This window comes from Hyalangium versicolor, assembly GCF_020103695.1.
GTDB classification, from domain to species: domain Bacteria; phylum Myxococcota; class Myxococcia; order Myxococcales; family Myxococcaceae; genus Hyalangium; species Hyalangium versicolor.
In genome coordinates, this window is the sequence record NZ_JAHXBF010000001.1 from 851,950 (window position 1) to 871,192 (window position 19,243).

A 19,243-nucleotide genomic window follows, 5' to 3' on the forward strand; every position below is an offset into this window, starting at 1 on the left:
GCTCCCGCGAGCGGCGCCTCGAACTTGCACGAGGCGCCGCTGCCACTTTCTCCGCACCCGCGCCGCATCACGAGTGCAGTGAAGTATCCCCAGGCTTCTGCGCCGAGGTCTGTTCCTGCTCCTGCGCCCGGCGATCCTGTCCCTGGGGCCGATCCTTCAGGTTCTGCGTTTGCGGCATGGGCTCGCCGCGCACCTCGGGTCGAGCCTCGACGCGGCCTTGCCCCTCACGCTCGACGCGCAGCGCGTTGGTGATGTCCTTCACCCCGAGCACGGACTCGGCGAGCGCCTCGATGGCACGCTTCTCGTCCCGGCTCTTCACCGTGCCTTGGAGCGTCACCTCGCCATTCTTCACAAGGACATCGACGTTCTCGGCGTTCATCCAACTCATCATCAGCCGATCACAGATATCCTCACGGATGCGGTCATCCGATCGCTGGTACCCCTTTGGAGCGCGTCCCAGCGGACGCGGTGAGCCCGCACGGTAGGTGTCGCCCAGCATGCCTCCGTGGCCCAAATCCCGATCCGATATGTCCCGGGTCATGCTGGTGCCGTAGCCCACCCGAGGCGCCTCCATGTTCTCGATGCCCGGGCCGTGCCCATAGCGCGGCTCGTAGTCCCGCTCGCTGCGGCGCTCGTGGTAACGCTCGCGAAGCTCCGACAGGTCGTCCAGATCGTGCAGCCCGGCAAGGCTGTAGTGGCGGTGGTGCCCCTCGCGATCCGTCACCTCTCCGATGCCACGAGTCCCGAAGCCGTAGCGCCCTCGCTCCGGCCCCAACCGGCCCACGTCTCCGCCGTAGCCCGAGTTCCAGCGCTCGGTCTCGTAGGGCAGGCTGGTCGGGCGGCTCCGATCGCCATAGCGCCGGGGACGCTCCCGCTCCTCGCGTAGCTCATCGTGGAAAGAGCCACTCGGGCTGGTGCGCAGATCCTCCCGATCCCAGCGGGAGGCACGAAGCACGTCCCGGTCACGTCCACTGTCGCGGAACCTGCGCTCGCCGTGGTCACGCGGTGCTTCCCGGAAGCCGCGCTCCTCCCAGTCCCGGTTGTAGCGCTCCGGGCCTCCTCGCTCGAATCTCTCCTCATCTGAGCTCCGAAGGCGCTCGCCCCGGCCGGACCGTTCCGGCCCGCCGGGTTCTTCCATCTCCCATTCCCGACCCAGCCGCTCGCCTCCTCCGTAGCCGCGCTCGTCCGAGCCCCGATATGGCTCGGCCCGTCGATCGAACCGCCGCTCGCTCTCCAGATCCCGTCGTTCACCCCTGTGCTGCTCTCGGTCATCTCGCTTGTCAGCCATCACGGCCTCCCGAGGGGCTTGTCCCCAGCCCCTTGCTCGCGCCCTCGCCCGGCGTCTGGCCGGCAGGGCGGTTCCTCGCGGAGGCCTTGGTGTGAGCCCCGCGCAAAGTGAAGGTCGTGACCGGAAGGACCGCTGGCAACGCTCTCCCGCGCGCCCGAGGGGCGAACGAGAGAGCTCAGGCAGGACTCAGGCGGCCAGCTCCACCTGCTCCAGGTACTGCGGAACCGCCGCGTTCCAGCCCTTGGCCTCGACGCGCTGCTTGAGGGCCTGGAGCGCCGCGGGCTCACCGTGGACCAGCAGCGTCTGCCGAGGTGGGGATTCGAAGCCCTCCATCCAGCGCAGCGTCTCGGTCCAGTCCGCGTGCGCGGAGAAGCCGCTCACCACGCGAATGTCCGCCTCCACCGGGATCATCTGCCCGTGGATCTTGAGTTCCTTCTCGCCGTCCAGCAGGCGCCGCCCGCGCGTGCCCTCGGACTGGTAGCCCACGAAGAGCACGGTGTTGCGGGCATCCGGCAATCGGTGCTTCAGGTGGTGCAGCACGCGCCCACCCGTGGCCATGCCCGAGGCCGAGATGATGATCCCCGGCCCTTCCTGCATGTTGAGCCGCTTGCTGTCGTTCGGCGAGGTGACGAAGCGCGTGCGCCGCGTGGCCAGCGGAGTCTTCCCGCGCTCCACCAGATCCTTCATCGCCAGGTCATGCTCCTCCGGATGCGCCAGGTAGATGGGCGTCGCATCGCACGCCATGGGCGAGTCCACGAACACATCCATCTCGGGGATGCGGCCCGCCTCCTCCAGGTTGCGCAGGTGGTAGAGCAACTCCTGGGTGCGCCCGATGGCGAAGGCGGGGATGATCACCATGCCCCGGCGATCGAAGGCCCGCTTCACCGCATTGCACAGCGCCTCCTGAGGCTGCGTCTCACCGTGCTCCCGGTTGCCGTAGGTGCTCTCCACCACCAGCGTAGTGGCGGCCTTCACGCCCTCGGGATCCCTCAGGATGGGAGCGTTGTAGCGGCCCAGATCCCCGCTGAACACCACGCGCTGGCCCGTGCTCTTCAAGTCGAACGCGCACACCGCCGAGCCGAGGATGTGGCCCGCGCGATAGAAGGTGAGGGTGATGCCCGGCAGGATCTGCTTGGGCCGCTCGTAGCCAAACGTCTCCATGAGCTTCACCGTGCGCTCAGCGTCGGCCACGCCGTACAGCGGCAGTGCCGGCGCGTGCCGGGAGAAGTGCTCCTTGTTGGCGTAGCGCGCCTCTTCCTCCTGTAGGTGCGCCGAGTCCGGCAGCAGCAGCGCCGATAGATCCCGCGTCCCGGAGGTGCAGTAGACCGGACCGGTGTAGCCGTCTCGCACCACGCGTGGCAGCCCGCCCGTGTGATCGATGTGCGCGTGCGTCAGGACGATCGCATCCAGACTCGAAACCGGAACGGGCAGGGGCTCCCAGTTGAGCTGGCGCAGCTCCTTCCGGCCCTGGAACAGGCCGCAGTCGACGAGCACGCGCTGCCCCTCGTGCTCCAGCAGGAACTTCGAGCCGGTGACGGTGCCCGCGGCACCAAGAAAATGGATGGAGGCCATAAGCCTCAGTCTTCAGCAGCTCGCCGGGAGTTTCGAGTCAAATGCAGCGCACGGCGCCCTGCGTCAGTCCCGCACGTCCCGCAGGTCGGGCAGGGTGTCCGGGTCGATCTTCAGCGCGACGCAGATGCGCGTCAGCGTGGAGATGCTCGGCAACAGCCGGCCTCGCTCGATGCCCCCGTAGGTCATCGGGTGCAGATCGATCCGGGCGGCAACGTCTTCTTGTGTCAGCCTGGCGCGCTCCCGGGCGGCCCGGATGGCGGCTCCGAGGGCAAGGGCCCGCTGTCTCTGGCTCATGAAAGGGGAACTCCGTCAGGGGGCCAGCCTACGCCAGGACGACGCATCGAGTCTTTCCCCGCTCGATCTTCCCCGCGAGGGCTACTCTCGACGTAGAGTCGCAGTAAATTTACCCTTTGGGTTGTCCCCCGGAGGGAAGCACCCTCCCTACCGAACGCAAATGAGGAGCCCCTTCATGTCGAGCACCCCCACGGACCGTTCGCCGGCCACAGGTCCCGTGCTCCTGCAGTCCGGTCGCACGACCTATGAGCTGGTGCAGCCGCTGGAGCAGACTTTTCACGGAGAGTTGTTGCTGGCGCGGCGGCGCTTCGACTCCACCGCCGGAGACTATGTCGTGCTCAAGCGACTGGCTCGTGACTGCCGCGAGGAGGACTACCGGCGGCTCATGGAGGAGGTGGCCATCACCGCGCGGCTGCGGCACCCCGCCATCGCCGGCATGCACGATCTGGAGGGCACTCCAGGAGACCCCTACCTGGTGCTGGAGTACGTGGAGGGGCACCGGCTCGACGCGATCCTCGAGCTCTCCGCCCAGTTGGGCAAGCCGCTGTCAGAGGCCTTCGCGTGCTACGTGGGCGCCGAGGCCGCGGACGCGCTCCACCACGCCCACATGCTGAGCACCGAGGGAGGGCGCTGGATGCGCTTGGTCCACCGCAACGTGTCGCCGCGCACCCTCATGGTGGGCATCCGGGGCGAGGTGAAGCTCACCGACTTCGGGGCCGTCTGGGCCTCGCTGCCGGAGCGCCAACCCACGGAGGACGACGTGCTGCCTGGCAACCTCGCCTACGCCTCGCCCGAGTTGACGCGCAAGGGGGTGATCGATGGGCGCGCGGATCAGTTCTCGTTGGCCGCGGTGCTGCTGCACCTGCTCACGGGCCGGCCGCTGATCGAGGGCTCGGACCGCGTCACCCAGGAGCTGTTTGCGCTGCGCCGGCGCGTCGAAGAGGCTGTCGCGCTGGGGACCGGGGACAAGGCCGCGGTCGCGCTGGTGATCGACCTGAGAGCCCAGATCCGGAAGCTGACCTGGGGCTTCATCGAGAAGATCCGCAAGCTGACGCCTCGGGATATCGGAGAGGCGACGCGCACCCTGTCCGCGGGGCTGCGTCCCATCCTGCGCCGCGCGCTGGCTCCAAACCGGACGGATCGCTACACCTCGTGCGAGGAGTTCGGCCATGATCTGCGCCTCCAGCTCTGGCGCATCGGCCAGCTCTATGGCCGGCAGGAGGCGGAGCGCGAGGTCGCGGCCCTGTTCCGAGCAGGCTCTCGCGGCAAGACCAAGGGCGCACCGCCGGCCCGGGCTGTCACCTCCGGGACCAGCGCCTCGCCCTCGAAGGCCGGGGGAGCAAGCTCGGGCCGGAGGGGAGGCTCCTCGGCGACCGGGCGCCGCAAGAAGGAGGCGTCCTCCCGGTAGGAGGGGGAGGGCAGGCAGGGCTGGCGCCCTCGGCTGACCGTGCCAAGCTTCACGGTGATTGGCGCCGGGCCGAGCGCTGTGTTAGTCCGCCGCTCTCCCCTCCGAGCAGACAGGAGAACGTATGGGTCGCCGTCAGATCCGCGTCGTTGGCGCGATGCTGCAGAACGACGAAGGGTGCTACCTCATCACGCAGCGCCCTCCCAAGGCATCGCTGCCCCTGCTGTGGGAGTTCCCCGGCGGCCGCGTCGAAGAAGGTGAGCCCGATGCCCAGGCGCTCGCCCGCGAGATCCTCGAGGAGATGGGAGTCCATGTGGTGGTGCTCGATCAGGCCATGCACACCCACCACGAGTATCCGAACTACGACATCGACTTCCGCGTCTTCCGCTGCCGCCTGGCCGACGCGAAGGCCCCCATCCAGCACCTGCGCGTCCACGATCACCGCTGGGTGACGCTCGAGGAGATGTCGCAGTACCAGTTCCCCGACGCGGACGCGAAGACGCTGGCGAAGCTGCTCGATCTGGAAGCGTGACGTGCGACGCCTGGCCCCGGTGCTGCTCGCGGGCCTCTGGTGTGCCTGCTCGAGCTCCAAGCCCGTGACGTCCCCGCAGGAGTCCGCTCCCGATGCGGGAGGACTCTTCGCTCCCGCCACCGGGCTGCCTGGGTGCAGGCTCTATGGAGAGCCCCGGCAGACGGGCACCGTTCCTCCCGAGCTGGGAGAGCTGTCCGGGCTGGCCGCCAGCGCACGCCACCCGGGGATCTTCTGGGCCCACAACGACTCGGACAACGCCTTCCGGGTGTTCGCCATGGAGGACAGCGGGAAGATCCGGGCCACGCTCACGCTGACGGGCTCCACGCCGCGGGACATCGAGGACATCGCCGTGGGCCCGTGCGAGCCGCGCGCCGAGGCGCCTCCGTGCATCTACCTGGCGGACATCGGCGACAACTTCCAGCGGCGGGATCAGGCCCGCATCTACCGGCTCCCAGAGCCGGAGCAGATTGTGGATGCCACCCTCCCGGTCGAGGCGCTGGCGTTCACCTACCCGGATGCTCCCCACAACGCGGAGTCCCTCATCATCGACGCGCGCACGGGCCGCCTCGCTGTCATCACCAAGACACCCGAGTCGCTGGGCGACGTCTACGCGCTGGATGGTTTGAGCCCAGGGGAGCGGGTGAAGGCCCGGAAGCTGGGGACGCTCCACGCGCCGCAGGACGTGGATCGGCTGACCACCGGTGCGGATCTGAACGCTTCGGGCGAGCGCCTGCTGCTGCGCACCTATACCCGCGTCTGGGAGGTGCGGCGCCCGAAGGCCCAGAGCCTGGAGGAGCTGATCACGGGAGAAGTGGCCGAGGTGCCCGGTGCCAGCCAGGCCCAGTCGGAGGCCATCGCCTTCACCCCGGGCGATCGCGGGTACCTGCTGGGCTCGGAGTTCGCTGGTCAACCTTTGTATCGGACCGAGTGCCGTTGACCCGTAGTTCAGGTGACGACACCACTTCGAGTGTGTCGGGTTGACGGGTTGGCGGGGGTGACCATCTTTGGCCGACAGGTGTGACGCCTCGGCACATGTCGTGCGGGGCTGGGGGAGGGCGAGCGTGCCGACGATGAAGCAGCAGGATCCAATCCCTTCTGGGGGGCCAGGCCCGAGGGCCCGGAAGCCCGAGAAGCCCACAACACCAGGCAAGGGGTTCAAGCTGGGCTCACCGCTTGGCTACATCCTCCTGCTGGTGCTGGGCTTCTTGCTCTTCCGCAATGTCTTCCAGGACGCGGGAGTGAAGCGGGTCAGTTACAGCCAGTTCCGTGAGGCGATCGACAAGGGGCAGTTCAGCCGGGTGCAGATCTCTCCCGAGTGGGTGAAGGGCTTTCAGAAGGACAACGCGGCGCCGCCCGAGGCGCAGCCGGGCCAGGAGCGGGCCCTGCGCGGCGAGCTGAACGCGCTGCCGTGGATGGCCTACAAGGTCCCTGGCGATGACAAGCTGGTGGAGTTGCTGGAGCAGAAGGGCGTCCAGTACGAGGCGGTGCCCCAATCCGGCTTCTCCGAGGTGTTGTGGATCTGGCTGATCCCCATGGGGCTCGTGCTGCTCTTCTGGAGCTTCATGATGCGGCGGGTCACCGGCGGCATGGGCCAGGGTCCGCAGAGCGTCATGAGCTTCGGGAAGACTCGGGCCAAGGTGCAGGCCGAGGCCGACACCGGCGTGGGCTTCAAGGACGTGGCCGGCGTGGACGAGGCCGTGGACGAGCTGCGCGAGATCGTCGAGTTCCTCAAGACGCCTGAGAAGTTCCGCCGTCTGGGAGGCCGCATCCCCAAGGGCGTGCTGCTGGTGGGGCCTCCGGGTACCGGCAAGACGCTGCTGGCGCGGGCCGTGGCGGGCGAGGCGGGGGTGCCGTTCTTCAGCCTCTCTGGCTCCGAGTTCGTGGAGATGTTCGTCGGTGTGGGCGCCGCTCGAGTCCGTGACTTGTTCGCCCAGGCGGCCGCCAAGGCGCCGTGCATCATCTTCATCGACGAGCTGGACGCGATCGGTAAGAGCCGCAACGCGGGCATCGCGGGCGGCCATGACGAGCGCGAGCAGACGCTCAACCAGTTGCTGGCGGAGATGGATGGCTTCGACGGCCGCACGGGCCTGATCATCCTCGCGGCCACCAACCGGCCGGAGATCCTGGACAGCGCGCTGATGCGTCCAGGCCGCTTCGATCGCCAGGTGTTGGTGGACCGGCCGGACAAGCGGGGCCGCGAGCAGGTGCTGGTGATCCACTCGCGCAACGTGAAGTTGGGGCCGGACGTGGACCTGAAGGCCATCGCCGCGCGCACGCCGGGTTTCGCGGGTGCGGATCTGGCCAACGTGGTGAACGAGGCGGCGCTGCTGGCCGCCCGGCGCAACCGCGACTCCGTGATGCGTGCGGACTTCGAGGAGGCCATCGAGCGCGTGGTGGCGGGTCTGGAGAAGAAGAACCGCCGCATGAACGAGCGCGAGAAGGAGATCGTCGCGCACCACGAGGCCGGCCACGCCGTGGTGGGCTGGATGCTGCCCCACGCCGAGCGGGTGACGAAGGTCTCCATCATCCCGCGCGGCCTGGCGGCGCTGGGCTACACCATGTCCCTGCCGCTCGAGGACCGCTACCTCATGTCGCTGGAGGAGCTGCGCGACAAGATGGCCGGGATGATGGGCGGCCGGGCCGCGGAGGAGCTCTTCATCGGGGAGATCTCCACGGGTGCCTCCAACGACATCAAACAGGCCACGGAGATCGCCCGGCTCATGGTGCGCGAGTACGGCATGAGCACTCTGGGGCCGGTGTCGCTCGGCGGAGAGCATGGGGCCGCGTTCCTGCGCTCCGCCGGGATGCCCGAGTCCCGCGTGTACTCCGAGCAGACGGCGCGCATGGTGGACGAAGAGGTCACCAAGCTCGTCACCGAGGCGCTGGATCGGGCTCGCGAGGTGCTCACCATGAATCGGGACAAGGTGCACGCCCTGGCCGCGCGGCTGCTCGCCACCGAGGTGGTGGAGGAGGACGCCATGGTCACCCTTCTGGGGCCCAAGGTGCTCGCCGATCGTGGCCTGATCCACCCCGAGGCCCGACAGGTCGTCTCGGCGCATCCGGCCGGTGCTCAGGAAGGGAATCCTCCTACCCAGCACACGAGCGCCTCCACCGACGCCTGAGAGGCTGCTTCCCAGCAGGGCAGGCGCCGGAACGGGCCGTGCCCTGCAGCGTCAAAAAGAAGAATTACGTTTCGCTGAACAGGAGGCGGCGGCCGTGGAGAACAGGATTGGCAAAAGCTACATGGCTCGGAAGGCGCTCTTCGCGAAGGGGCTGCGCGAGGGCCGGCTGACGGTGCAGGAAATCGAGACTGCGCTGCCCGCGGGCACGCTGACGGCGGCAGAGCGCTGGTTGCTGTACTACTCCCTGCGCGCCGCCCAGGTGGAGATCATCGACGAGGTGACCGGACAGGTGGACCACGGCTTCATGCTCGAGGACCAGGAACCGGCCCCCTCCGAGCACTAGCCCCTCACACGCGCGTTGACAGGCCCGACACGGCGGTTACGTTCGGGCTGTTCAGGGATGTAGGAATTGAACGACACCCACAACGGCGCGTACTCCCGCGTCAATGGATCGACGCAGGTTCGATATGGACGGCAATCCCCGTACTCAGGACAAGAGCCAGGATCAGTCCCGCCCCGATGAGGCGGTGGCTTCGCAGCAGGGTCAACCCTCAGATGGCTCCTCGGAGCAGCAGGAGGCGGCTTCGCAGCAAGCCCCGCCCCCGGTGGACGCAGAGCGTCAGCGGCTGGAGGCGGAGCTGGATGCGACCCGTCGCCGGGTGGATGAGCTGGCGCGGGCCTACCAGGCGGTGAACAAGGATCGCGAGGAGTTCAAGCAGCGGCTCACTCGCGAGCGCGAGCGGATGATGGATGTGGAGCGCGGCAATGTGGCCGTCTCGCTCCTGGAAGCCATCGACGAGCTGGACCGCTGCCTCACCATGAGCGGCCAGGAAGCGAACTCACCCCTGGGCCAGGGCGTGAAGATGATCCGGGACGGGCTGCTCACCAAGGTGCAGTCGCTGGGCATCGAGCGGCTCCAGGTGGTGGGCCAGCCCTTCGATCCCAACACGGCCGAGGCCGCGGACATGGAGATCACCCCGCAGCCGGAGGACGATCAGCGGGTGGTGGCCGAGGTACGGGCCGGCTACCGGATGAAGGATCGGATCATCCGTCCGGCCCGCGTGAAGGTGGCCAAGTACGTTGCCCCAGCGCAGGCTTGACCGGCAGCCCGGCGGGAAATAGGCGAGGGGGGTGTCTGTTGCCTCCGTCGCCATGTCCCGAATGAAGCTCGCTCTCTGCTCGCCCCGTCGCCTGCTCCTGCTCACCCTGGTGCTCGCCTCGTCCGCGTGGGCGGACTCCGGTGTGGATTCCTGGTTGCAGGCGCGGGCACGTGAGCAGGCGGCCTATTTGAATGCTGCCACGGAGAGGCCCGCGAGCATGGGCGCGCCCCTGGGGTTGTGGCGCGAGCGCTCGGGGGAGGATCCGGGCATTCCCCATTTCGTTCCGCCCACCTCGCTGGCGCCGCTGATCCACGCGGTGGAGGCGGGCGTCGTCAACATCACCACGGAGAACGTGCAGGACCGGACGGGAGTCTCTTCGGGGCGCTCGACGGGCTCGGGCTTCGTACTGACGCCGGACGGGTTGGTGGTGACGAACAACCACGTGGTGGCCCAGGCTCAGGAGATCGTCGTGCGCCTGGCGGATGGGCGCGAGTTCGATGCCCAGGTGGTGGGCCGGGACGCGTCCACGGATGTGGCGCTGCTGCGGCTGAGTGAGGTGGGGCCGGCGGATCTCCCGGCGGTGTACCTGGGAGACTCGGACAAGCTCGAGGTGGGGGATTGGGTGGTCGCCATCGGCAACCCGTTCGGGTTGGATCACTCGGTGGCGCACGGGATGATCTCCGCCAAGGAGCGCGTGCTGGGCGTGGGCGTGTTCGATGACTTCATCCAGACGGATGCGCTGATCAACCCGGGCAACTCGGGCGGCCCGCTCTTCAACATGCGCGGCGAGGTGGTGGGGGTGAACACCGCCATCATGAGCCAGGGGCAGGGCATCGGCTTCGCGGTGCCCATCAACATGGTGAAGGATCTGCTGCCCAACCTGCGCGAGAACGGCCGGCTGGAGCGCGGGTGGCTCGGGGTGAACATCGACGATGCGCTCCCCGGCGAGGCTGGGCGTACGGGTGAACGCGCGCTGGTGGTGAAGTCGGTCTACCGCAAGAGCCCCGCCGCCGTCGCGGGGGTCCGCGCGGGAGATCGCGTGCTGGCGGTGAACGGCAAGCCTATCGGTTCGTACCTGCAGCTGTTGCGCAAGGTGGCGCTGCTGGCTCCCGGTACCGAGACGAAGCTGACGCTGATGCGTGGCAGCGAGACCCGGGATGTGTCGGTGAAGCTGTCCGCGCGCCCGGCGCCGGAGACGCTCCAGGCCATGTCCAGCCCCGGAAACATGGAGGAGCTGGGCCTGGTGCTGAGGGATCTCTCGCCGGACGTGGCCACGCAGATGGGGTACGAGCCCTATACGGGCGTGCTGGTGACGGGCGTCGTTCCGCGCAGCGCCGCGGCTGATGCGGGCCTGACCGCGGGGGATCTGGTCACCGAGGTGAATCGCCGCCGGGTGAAGGATGTGGCGAGTGTGCGCGCGACGCTGGAGAAGGGTGGCTCGGGCGCGAATGTCCTGCTCCGCGTGCAGCGTGGAGACGTGCAGCAGTACGTGGCGCTCTCGCCCTGAGCCTTCGAGGTTCACCGGGCGCTCATGGACCTGGCGCTTTCGGGCGGGCAAGATGGCTTCTCAGGGGGCCGGCCCTGCTCGATGTGGAGATGAATTCCCATGCGCAAGATCCTGCTGACCGTTCTGATGGCCCTCCCGCTGTTCGCCTGTGGAAGCACCATCGGTGATACGTGCTCGAGCAACGGCTGTGGCTCTGACCTGACCTGCCGCGCCGACTTCCCCGGAGGCTTTTGCACCCAGTCCTGTACCCAGGAGGGGCAGGAAGGGGGATGCCCGGAGGACAGCGTCTGCACCCGGCAGTTCGACACGCTGCTGTGCGCGCCCATCTGCGAGAACTCGGGTGACTGCCGTGACAGCTACGAGTGCAACGGGACGACTGGCTCGAACGTGAAGGCGTGCCGCGTCAAGCTGCCGTAGCGTCTTGGCGCGAGTTGCCGTGAGGGGTCGAACGCACGGGCCGAGCAGCGGTAAGGTCGGCCTGCTGCATTCGTGTCGGGGTCCCGGAAACCACTCATGCGCAAGCTCTTCGTCGCGGCAGCGATCCTGGTGGTCGCAGGTCTGATCGTCTTCTTCGCGGTGTCACAGGAGGGGGCTGAGTCATCCCCATCGGCCAGCCCCGAGAAGCTTGGCGCGTCGAAGCCGGCTCCTCGGACGGTGCGGGTGGTGCAAGCCGGGAACCCCGCGGATGTGGGCGCACGAGGCACCGCCGAAGCGGGCAGCACGCCGAGCCTGTCGCAGGCACCCTCCGAGCAGGACGGGGTGCTGGAAGTGGTGGTGATGGCGGGGGAGAAGCCCGTGGCGGGCGCCGAGGTGAAGCTGTACTGGCGAGGGCCTCGGGACCCGAACCTGGGTGAGGTGTCGTGGCGCTTGGCGAGCACTGGCACCACGAATGCCGAGGGGTACGCGCGGCTGGCCTCGAAGCCCGGGGGGTACCAGGTGGCGGTGCACGTCCAGGGATACGCCTCGCTGCTTCGCGATGTGGTGCGCCCGTACGGAGAGAGGCGCACCTTCCTGCGGCTGACGCTCCAGGCCGGGCAGGTGCTCACCGGGCGCACGGTGGTGCGGGGCACCGAGGAGCCGTTGCCCATGGTGGAGCTCGCCTTGACGGCGCATGGCCGACAGTTGGATCGGTGGGAGAACGCGGCCTCTCCCGCCGAGGAGCGGGTGTATGGCTCGAGCGATGCGCGGGGCAACTTCCGGGTGGAGGGGCTGGCGCCCGGGAGCTACGCGCTGGAGGCGCGAGCGCCAGGCCATGCGCGAGCGGTGATGCGAAGCGTGCAGGTGCCGGCCTCGGGGCCGTTGACGGTGGGGCTGCAGGTGGCGGCGGTCATTGAAGGCTTCGTGGAGGACGCGCAGGGGGCCCCGGTCGCGGATGCCCAGGTGCAGGTGGGCGGGCGCGTGCCCCAGGTGACGACGAGCGGGCAGGGAGGTGGCTTCTCCGTGGAGATCGAGCCGGGTTCGTACACCCTTTCCGCGCGGCGAGGCGAGGAGGCGGGCTCGTTGGACGGGCCCGTGACCGTGAGTGCGGGGAAGACGCTGCGAGACTTGAAGATCCGTCTGGGGCAGGGCGCGGTGATGGAGGGCCGGGTGGTGACGCGCACTTCCGGAGAGCCTATCTCGGGAGCCAGCGTGGACGTCAGCCCCGCGGGCCGCAACGGGGACTCGGGCCGAGCCGTCACCGATGGTACGGGCCACTTCTCCGTGAGCGGCCTGGCTCCCGGTAGCTACGATCTGGTGGCGAGTGCTCCGGGGTTCACTTCCGAGACCCGGCGCAGATTGACAGTGGCCTCGGGTGAGCGCTTCTCCCTGGAGATCCCTCTCACGGGCACCGGCGCCGTGGAAGGCACGGTGACGGACCCGGACGGCGTGCCGGTGCAGGGCGTGCAGGTGAAAGGAGGGGCGGTCTGGGGAGGCTCACTGGGAAGTACAACCGCGCAGGCACGTACGGACGCGGGGGGGCACTACCGGATCGAAGGGCTGACAGCTGGCCCCATCCGCTTCACGGCCACCCGGGAAGGCGCGGCGCAGGGAGAGATGCGGGGGGCGGTGGTGAAGGAAGGGGGCACGGAGCGGCTGGATTTCATTCTCAAGGAGACAGGGACGGTGGAGGGGGTGGTGCGCGCGGCCAAGGGGCGGCTGCCTGTCGAGGCGCTGTCCGTGGTGGCCCTCGAGATAGGAGGCCTGCACATCCGCTTCGGCTCTTCGGGCCTCGCCCGGACGGACCTGGATGCGAGTGGCCACTTCCAGATGTCATTGCCGCCCGGCCGGTACGGTTTGCGTGTGACGCCTCGGGAGCAGCCGAACGTCTCCAAGGTCGAGACGGTGGAGGTCCGGGTGGAGGCAGGGCAGACCTCTCGAGTGGAGCTGACCTGGGCGGGCGAGACGTCCGATTCTGCCCTGCTTCGGGGCGTCGTCCTCGAGCCGGAAGGGGCGCCTTCCGTGGAAGCTACCGTGATGATGTCCACCTCGATGGGCCTCGGGAGCATGGGGATGATGGCCATGGCGGACGAAGAGGGGCGCTTCTCCTTCTCCCTTCCGTCGGAGCAAGGCACCTCCGCGAGCAGTTTGAAGCTGACCGCGAGCAATGGGGGGCGCAAGGGGGAACTGGTGGTGAAGCCTGGAGAGCAGGAGGTGGTGGTGAAGCTCCAGTCTTCGGCCTCACTGCGGGGACAGGTGGTGCGCTACAGCGGAAGCGCTCCCGTGCAGGGCTTCACGCTCTCCATCCAGCCGCAGGCCCGCTCGCGGTTCCCGGCGGGGGGGGGCACCTGGGAGTTTCCGGGGGATCGCTTCGATGTGAAGGATGTCCCTGCCGAGCCCGTGAAGGTGAGCGTGCGAGCGCAGGATGGTTCGATGGGCGAGGCTTTGGTGTCCCTGACGTCCGGAGCCTCGGCCGACGTGCAGGTGGTCCTGAAGGCCACGGCGGGAGTGCGAGGCCGTCTGGTGGAGGTTGTCTCGAAGAAGCCGGCGTCGGGATCGGTCTACGTCGAGGGGCGAAGTGCCGGGTCCGACGCGCTTGGAGCGCATTCCTCGCCCGATGGGCGCTTCACGCTGCAGGGGTTGAACTCGGGGGAGCACACGCTGGTTTTCAGGACCTCGCCCATCCATCCTCGAGAGCGCCGCACGGTGACCCTGACAGAAGGCCAGGTGTTGGACCTGGGGGATATCGCGATCGCTACTTCTGACACGCCCACTGTTTCGGTGGGGCTGGTGCTGGGCAGGGGCGGCGGTTCGCTCCTGATCCAAGAGGTGAAGCCAGGAAGTCCCGCGGCCCGGGCGGGGATCCAGGTGGGGGACGTGCTGGTCGCGCTAGGGGGTAAGCCGGTCAAGGATCTTATCGATGCGCAGACAGCGCTCGTGGGACCCCAGGGCACCAGCGTGGTGATCACGGTGAGGAGTGGAGGCTCGGAACGGACCGTTACCCTCATCTTCGGGCCCTGAGCAGGTTCCCGCGCTGCCTCAGCCATAGCGGGCCACGGCAGGCCCGCCACGGCCGAGGGGCTACTTCTTCTTGTTGGCGTCCTTCCCGTCCAGCCAGAGCCCCAGCTCCTCGCCGGTGCGGCCCTCCGTCAGCAGGATGGCCTCCACGCGCGCCGCCACACCGAACGACTTGCCGCCCGAGGGCTTCGGCAGGCTCCAGATGTCCAGCGGCGTGAAGACGACCTGCACCCGGATGCCCCGCGAGGAGAACAGCCGCGCGAACATGCCCCCCGTCCACCCCTCCGGCGTCGTCCCGGACACGCTCAGCAGCGGGAGGACGGGGTTGCCCTGCGCATCCGTCTTCTTCGGCGTGCCGTGCGTCATCGCGTACTTCCCGCCCGGGAAGAAGGGCAGGATGTTGATGATGAAGTTGCCCGAGGCCGGCTGGTACGGGCCCGGTGACACCATCGTCGCCACGTCCTCCGTGACGATCATGTACAGCTTCTTGCCCCGGTAGTTCTTCCGGAACTCGTCCGCCTTCGTGCGGCAGTCCGCGCTGGCGAACATGTCTCCGCACTCTCCAATGTAGCGGTTGAGGAAGGCGCTCAGGCCTCCCAGCGGCTCGGCGGCGTCGCGCATCCGCGCGAAGCGGGGGTCCACGTCCGCCAGGGCGAGCGCGGGCAACAGCAGGGCAACGGAGACGAGCAAACGGTTCACGGTGGGCACAGCTCCCGAAAAGGGTGGGGCGCGGATCGTGCCACTCCCTCGCACTCCCGCCATGACCTTCCTGTGGTACGCAGAGGTAGCGAGGAGTAGATATTTTGACTACATGAGCCCACCATGTAGTTTGCGGCCCTCACCTCTTGGAGGCACCACCGAGTGAACGAGCGCCGAGCACATCTTCGGTTCGACAAGGTCTTCACCGTTTACCTGAGCACGCGTGAAGGGATGACACGGGGTATCGGGCGGAACATCAGCGCGCGAGGCTTGTTCGTGGAGACGCGCGAGCCCATGCCGCTGGGGGAGAAGCTGAAGATCACCTTCGCGGGCGAGGACGGGACGGAGATGACGTGCCTGTGCGAGGTCCGCTACCAGGTAGCGCTGGCGTACGGGCGGCAGGACGGGCGCGAGGGCAACAGCCGGGGCGTGGGCCTGCGCATCGTCGCCTACGAAACCCAGGACGAGGCGCCGCTGCTGCTGGTGGACCGCGAGCGGGTGATGCACTGAGGAAACACGAAGGGCCCGGCTCCTCCCCATAAGGAGGCAACCGGGCCCCGGCTCACGCCCACGGGCGTGGGCGGATTACTGCGAGAAGCCCTCGATGAGGTAGTGGGCCTCGATGCGCTTGAGCGCGAGGATCATCGCGGCGCAGCGCGGATCCACCGTCTTGCCCAGGCAGTAGGCGCGGCTGTCGTGCATGTCTGTCTTGCGCGGCTGGTTGCGGGAGATGTCGCGGATGATGCGGTAGTTGCGCTTCATCGCCTTCTCGAGGCGCTGATCCACCTCGGACTCGCTCCAGCGTTCCATGCGCTTGTTCTGGATCCACTCGTAGTAGCTCACCGTGACGCCGCCGGCGTTGGCGATGATGTCCGGGATGAGATCGATGCCGCGCTTCTGCAGGACGCGGTCGGCCTCGGGAGTGGTGGGGCCGTTGGCGCCCTCGGCGATGAGCTTGACCTTGAGGCGCTCGGCCACGTCGGCGGTGATCTCGCCACCGAGGGCGGCGGGGATGAGCATGTCCGCCGAGATCTCCCAGAGATCCTTCTTCTCGATGCGCTGGGCGCCGGGGAAGCCGGCCACGCTCTTCTTGAGGTTCTTCGGATCGTTGACGTAGGCGATGAGGGAGGGCACGTCGATGCCGTCTCCATTGAAGATGGAGCCGTCCGCGTCGTTCACGGCCAGCAGGCGGGCGCCCATGCCGGCGAGGATGGAGGCTCCGTTGCTGCCCACGTTGCCGAAGCCCTGCATGGTGAACGTCTTGCCGCGCAGCGTCTCGTTGCGCTCGGAGTAGAAGTCCTCGATGCAGTAGGCGACGCCCTGGCCGGTGGCCTTGACGCGGCCCTCGGAGCCGCCGATGCGCACGTCCTTGCCGGTGACGATGCCGCGCATGTTGTGGCGCTCGCGCTCACCGTCCGAGTACTGCCGGAGCATCAGGGCCATGATGTCCCCGTTGGTGCCCACGTCCGGGGCGGGGATGTCGATGCTGGGCCCGATGAGGCTCTTGAGCTTGTACATGAAGCGCAGGGTGATGTTCTCCAGCTCCTCGCGGCCGTACTGGCGCGGATCGATCTGGATGCCACCCTTGCCGCCGCCGAAGGGCACCTCGGCGATGGCCGTCTTCCACGTCATCTCCGCGGCCAGGGCCTTGAAGAGATCCAGGGAGACTTCGCGGTGGTAGCGGATGCCGCCCTTGTAGGGGCCGCGGGCCTGGTTGTGTTGGACGCGGTAGGCCTTGAAGCGTTGGGACTCGCCGGGGACGAGTTGGTAGACACCTCCGTCGGGCAGGCGAAGGTGGCCACGGCGGATATTTACGTCCGAGCCCAACAGGGCACGGCCATTTAGGATGATCTTGCCGTCGGCGAGGCGCTCAAGTCCGTCGGGGTTGCGGACCTGGGTGACGGAGAGATCGGAGAAGGCCTTGGCCTCTTCGGGGGCGAGGGGGACCAGGCGGTCCTTGAGCTTGGCGGTGACGTAGAAGATGTGCTCGTAGTCAGGCTCCTCGAGCTCCAGCCGGACGCGCTTGTCGAGACCGATCAGGTCGGCGGCGCGGTGGAAGATTTCCATGGCCTCCGTGTAGATGGTGCGCTTCGGGGAGGGCGCGGGGGCGCGCATGAAGTTCTCTTCGCTAGCCATGTGGCGACAGCTCCTTGCGTGAAGGCGAAGGGGGGTTGAAGCTGGGACCTTATGTGCACAGCCCCCCAGGGGAAGCAACTCACCCCGGGTGTCACTAACGTCGAAAAGTTGAGAAATCTCAGGTACTTAGCCGACGCACTGTGTCACGAATGACCTCACGACCGGTCGGTAGGTGAGGGGTCGGTGGGAGGGGGGATGAACAAATGCATTGCCCCACCCCGGGGTGCATGGTATTCGCGCCCCCACGTTGGGCCGACATAGCTCAGTCGGTAGAGCAACTGATTCGTAATCAGTAGGTCCCCAGTTCAAATCTGGGTGTCGGCTCCAAGAAAATCAAGGGCTTGGGAGGCAGTTGTCTCCCAAGCCCTTTTTATTTGGTGCCGCTGTAGGGAATCCGCGGAGGCGGCCTGAGGGAGGGAGCATACCCCCCCGTGTCGTTCATCTGGATACCGGGCGTGGTGAGCCAGTCACCTACACGTCCGATGTCGGGCCGGTCGAAGTGAGCGAGGCCGAGTTCGAGGACGTTGCTAGCTCTTCGCGCCTCGGCGCACGGCGTCGACGCTCCAGATGCCCGAGCCGTGCGCGGCGACGAAGAGGAAGAGGAAGCAGTAGAGCGCGGCGGGCTCGCCCTTGTTCACGATGGGGAGGATGTTTCCCTGGGCGGGAATCACGTGTCCCATGAAGAAGGCGAATGCCATGGTGCCGCTCGCGATGAAGGCCGCGGGGGAGGCGAACAGCCCGATCAGGATGAGCAAGCCGCCCACGAACTCAATGGTTCCTGCGCCGTAGGTGATGAACGCGGGCACCCCGGGAGGCATGCCGCCGAACATGCCGAAGAGCTTCTGCATCCCGTGCAGCATGAACATGAACCCGGCCATGATGCGGAGCACGGCATAGATGCGTTCGGCGTGGGGCTTCAGGAATCCCATGGTTTCTCCTCGTTGTGTCGTTGATGCCGGCGGAAGGCCGGGATGGGGGCACGACACGCGCTGATGTGGGGTCGCCAGATATGCGCGGCGTGTGTGGTGTGGCAACAGACAAGATGGACATGAGCCCTATCGCCGAGGCGGGGGGCCGTAGCGTCCGGAGCGGTACTCGCCCATCACCCGCAGGATGTCGGCCTGGGTGTCTCCGATGAACGGTCCATAGCTGACCAGCGGATCTCCCTGGGGCTGGCCGGCGTAGAGCAGGACGCGAGCCTGCGTGGTCGCGGTGATGCGGATGGAGCTGTCCCCTGTGGCCGCCGGGCGATCCAGCCAGCCCGCCTGTCCGGGGCGCAGCGCCTGGGCATCCGGGCCCACGGCGATCTCACCCTCCAACACGTAGAAGAAGCCGTTGTACGAGGCTGGCAGGTCCTGTGAGATCGTCGCGCCTGGTTCGAACGAGAACTCGGCGAGGGTGACGGGCACGTAGTTCTTCGTCTCGGAGCGCACGCTTCCCGAGTTGCCGCTGTACAGCCGGACCTCGACTCCTGCTTCGCGTCTGACTGGGAGCTCGGAGTAGGGGATGTCCTGGAAGCTGGGGGGAGCCCAGCGCTGAGCCTTGGGCAGGGTCACCCAGAGCTGGAGGATGCGGCCCTTGCCCGCCTCGTCCAGGCCTTCTCCGTGAATGACGCCACTGCCGGCGGTCATCCACTGCGCGTCACGTTCTCCGAGTTTGCCGTGGTCGTGGACCATGCCTCCCTGCACCACGAGGGTCACCGTTTCGAATCCTGCGTGAGGGTGCGGTCCGCCAAGGAGCTGGCCGTCGACGCGGTCGTCCATCAACAGGATGAAGGGATCGGAGTGGGCGTAGTCGCCGGGAGGGATGACCGGCACCACGGTGTGCGCGGGCCCGAACTGCCCCGGCATGGGAGCGGGAAGATCGATGATGCGCGCCAGACGGCGCTCTATCCCTTGCTGTGGACGTGTGCTGGCCATGGTGCTCTCCCTGCCCGCTGGTCGAAGCCGCCGTCAGCGGCTCGCGGGCCTTCCATGGCACGAAAATGCAGGGGGAGCCATGGACGTGCTATGGCATCCAGTCCAAAAGAATTGACCGATCGTCTAGAAACCTAGGACGAACGTGATCGTCGTGCATCAAGGAGCCCCTGTCGGCCGCGCTTGTTGCGAACCTGTCCAACAAGCATACAGGTTGGCGGCGGTCGCGCCCGACAG

The 19,243-nt window shown here is 67.7% G+C and carries 17 protein-coding genes and 1 tRNA gene; 11 read left to right on the forward strand and 7 right to left on the reverse strand.

Annotated features, from left to right (window positions below):
• Positions 1 to 67 precede the first annotated feature (67 nt).
• The 3 genes from KY501_RS03030 to KY501_RS03040 all read right to left on the reverse strand — a co-directional run bounded on the left by KY501_RS03030 (position 68) and on the right by KY501_RS03040 (position 3,154).
• Positions 68 to 1,288, reverse strand: coding sequence for a BON domain-containing protein (locus KY501_RS03030; protein WP_224360943.1), 1,221 nt, complete (start codon positions 1,286 to 1,288; stop codon positions 68 to 70).
• Positions 1,289 to 1,474: 186 nt separating this feature from the next.
• Positions 1,475 to 2,860 carry an MBL fold metallo-hydrolase RNA specificity domain-containing protein gene (locus KY501_RS03035; RefSeq protein ID WP_224360945.1) on the reverse strand — a complete coding sequence of 462 codons (1,386 nt, stop codon included), beginning with the start codon at positions 2,858 to 2,860 and terminating at the stop codon, positions 1,475 to 1,477.
• Between the two features lie 63 nt (positions 2,861 to 2,923).
• Positions 2,924 to 3,154, reverse strand: coding sequence for a helix-turn-helix transcriptional regulator (locus tag KY501_RS03040; RefSeq protein WP_224360947.1), 231 nt, complete (start codon positions 3,152 to 3,154; stop codon positions 2,924 to 2,926).
• A 175-nt stretch (positions 3,155 to 3,329) separates the two neighbouring features.
• Between KY501_RS03040 and KY501_RS03045 the strand changes: the two genes are divergently transcribed.
• From KY501_RS03045 to KY501_RS03085, 9 genes are all read left to right on the forward strand, one after another.
• The gene (locus KY501_RS03045) at positions 3,330 to 4,562 is read left to right on the forward strand and encodes a serine/threonine protein kinase (RefSeq protein WP_224360948.1); all 1,233 of its coding nucleotides are present in this window, start codon (positions 3,330 to 3,332) and stop codon (positions 4,560 to 4,562) included.
• Positions 4,563 to 4,683: 121 nt separating this feature from the next.
• The gene (locus tag KY501_RS03050; protein ID WP_224360949.1) at positions 4,684 to 5,091 is read left to right on the forward strand and encodes a (deoxy)nucleoside triphosphate pyrophosphohydrolase; all 408 of its coding nucleotides are present in this window, start codon (positions 4,684 to 4,686) and stop codon (positions 5,089 to 5,091) included.
• A 1-nt stretch (position 5,092) separates the two neighbouring features.
• Positions 5,093 to 6,028, forward strand: a complete 936-nt coding sequence (locus tag KY501_RS03055; RefSeq protein ID WP_224360951.1) for a hypothetical protein — start codon at positions 5,093 to 5,095, stop codon at positions 6,026 to 6,028.
• A gap of 133 nt (positions 6,029 to 6,161) precedes the next feature.
• On the forward strand, positions 6,162 to 8,213 hold the full coding sequence (gene ftsH, locus KY501_RS03060; protein ID WP_224361072.1) for an ATP-dependent zinc metalloprotease FtsH: 2,052 nt from the start codon (positions 6,162 to 6,164) through the stop codon (positions 8,211 to 8,213).
• A 94-nt stretch (positions 8,214 to 8,307) separates the two neighbouring features.
• On the forward strand, positions 8,308 to 8,556 hold the full coding sequence (locus tag KY501_RS03065) for a hypothetical protein (RefSeq protein ID WP_224360952.1): 249 nt from the start codon (positions 8,308 to 8,310) through the stop codon (positions 8,554 to 8,556).
• 124 nt (positions 8,557 to 8,680) lie between these two features.
• Entirely contained in the window at positions 8,681 to 9,313 is a 633-nt protein-coding gene (locus KY501_RS03070) for a nucleotide exchange factor GrpE (protein ID WP_224360954.1), read from the forward strand.
• Between the two features lie 52 nt (positions 9,314 to 9,365).
• Positions 9,366 to 10,820: a trypsin-like peptidase domain-containing protein gene (locus KY501_RS03075; protein ID WP_373691541.1), complete on the forward strand. Its 1,455-nt coding sequence runs from the start codon at positions 9,366 to 9,368 to the stop codon at positions 10,818 to 10,820.
• A 99-nt stretch (positions 10,821 to 10,919) separates the two neighbouring features.
• Positions 10,920 to 11,237: a hypothetical protein gene (locus tag KY501_RS03080; protein ID WP_224360958.1), complete on the forward strand. Its 318-nt coding sequence runs from the start codon at positions 10,920 to 10,922 to the stop codon at positions 11,235 to 11,237.
• A 96-nt stretch (positions 11,238 to 11,333) separates the two neighbouring features.
• A complete protein-coding gene (locus tag KY501_RS03085) occupies positions 11,334 to 14,258 on the forward strand; it encodes a carboxypeptidase regulatory-like domain-containing protein (RefSeq protein ID WP_224360959.1) in 2,925 nt (974 codons plus the stop codon).
• 60 nt (positions 14,259 to 14,318) lie between these two features.
• On the opposite strand, the gene KY501_RS03090 is transcribed toward KY501_RS03085, so the two are convergent.
• Positions 14,319 to 14,954: a DUF6066 family protein gene (locus tag KY501_RS03090; RefSeq protein ID WP_224360960.1), complete on the reverse strand. Its 636-nt coding sequence runs from the start codon at positions 14,952 to 14,954 to the stop codon at positions 14,319 to 14,321.
• Between the two features lie 162 nt (positions 14,955 to 15,116).
• Here KY501_RS03090 and KY501_RS03095 point away from each other — a divergent pair, with 162 nt between their 5' ends.
• On the forward strand, positions 15,117 to 15,464 hold the full coding sequence (locus KY501_RS03095; protein ID WP_224360961.1) for a PilZ domain-containing protein: 348 nt from the start codon (positions 15,117 to 15,119) through the stop codon (positions 15,462 to 15,464).
• A 75-nt stretch (positions 15,465 to 15,539) separates the two neighbouring features.
• On the opposite strand, the gene KY501_RS03100 is transcribed toward KY501_RS03095, so the two are convergent.
• A complete protein-coding gene (locus tag KY501_RS03100; protein ID WP_224360962.1) occupies positions 15,540 to 17,090 on the reverse strand; it encodes a Glu/Leu/Phe/Val family dehydrogenase in 1,551 nt (516 codons plus the stop codon).
• Positions 17,091 to 17,341: 251 nt separating this feature from the next.
• On the opposite strand from KY501_RS03100, the gene KY501_RS03105 reads away from it, so the two are divergent.
• Positions 17,342 to 17,417, forward strand: a tRNA-Thr gene (locus tag KY501_RS03105).
• 200 nt (positions 17,418 to 17,617) lie between these two features.
• Here KY501_RS03105 and KY501_RS03110 read toward each other — a convergent pair.
• Together KY501_RS03110 and KY501_RS03115 are read right to left on the reverse strand one after the other, a co-directional pair.
• Positions 17,618 to 18,019: a DoxX family protein gene (locus KY501_RS03110; protein ID WP_224360963.1), complete on the reverse strand. Its 402-nt coding sequence runs from the start codon at positions 18,017 to 18,019 to the stop codon at positions 17,618 to 17,620.
• 126 nt (positions 18,020 to 18,145) lie between these two features.
• Positions 18,146 to 19,009: a pirin family protein gene (locus KY501_RS03115; RefSeq protein ID WP_224360964.1), complete on the reverse strand. Its 864-nt coding sequence runs from the start codon at positions 19,007 to 19,009 to the stop codon at positions 18,146 to 18,148.
• Positions 19,010 to 19,243: the final 234 nt, after the last annotated feature.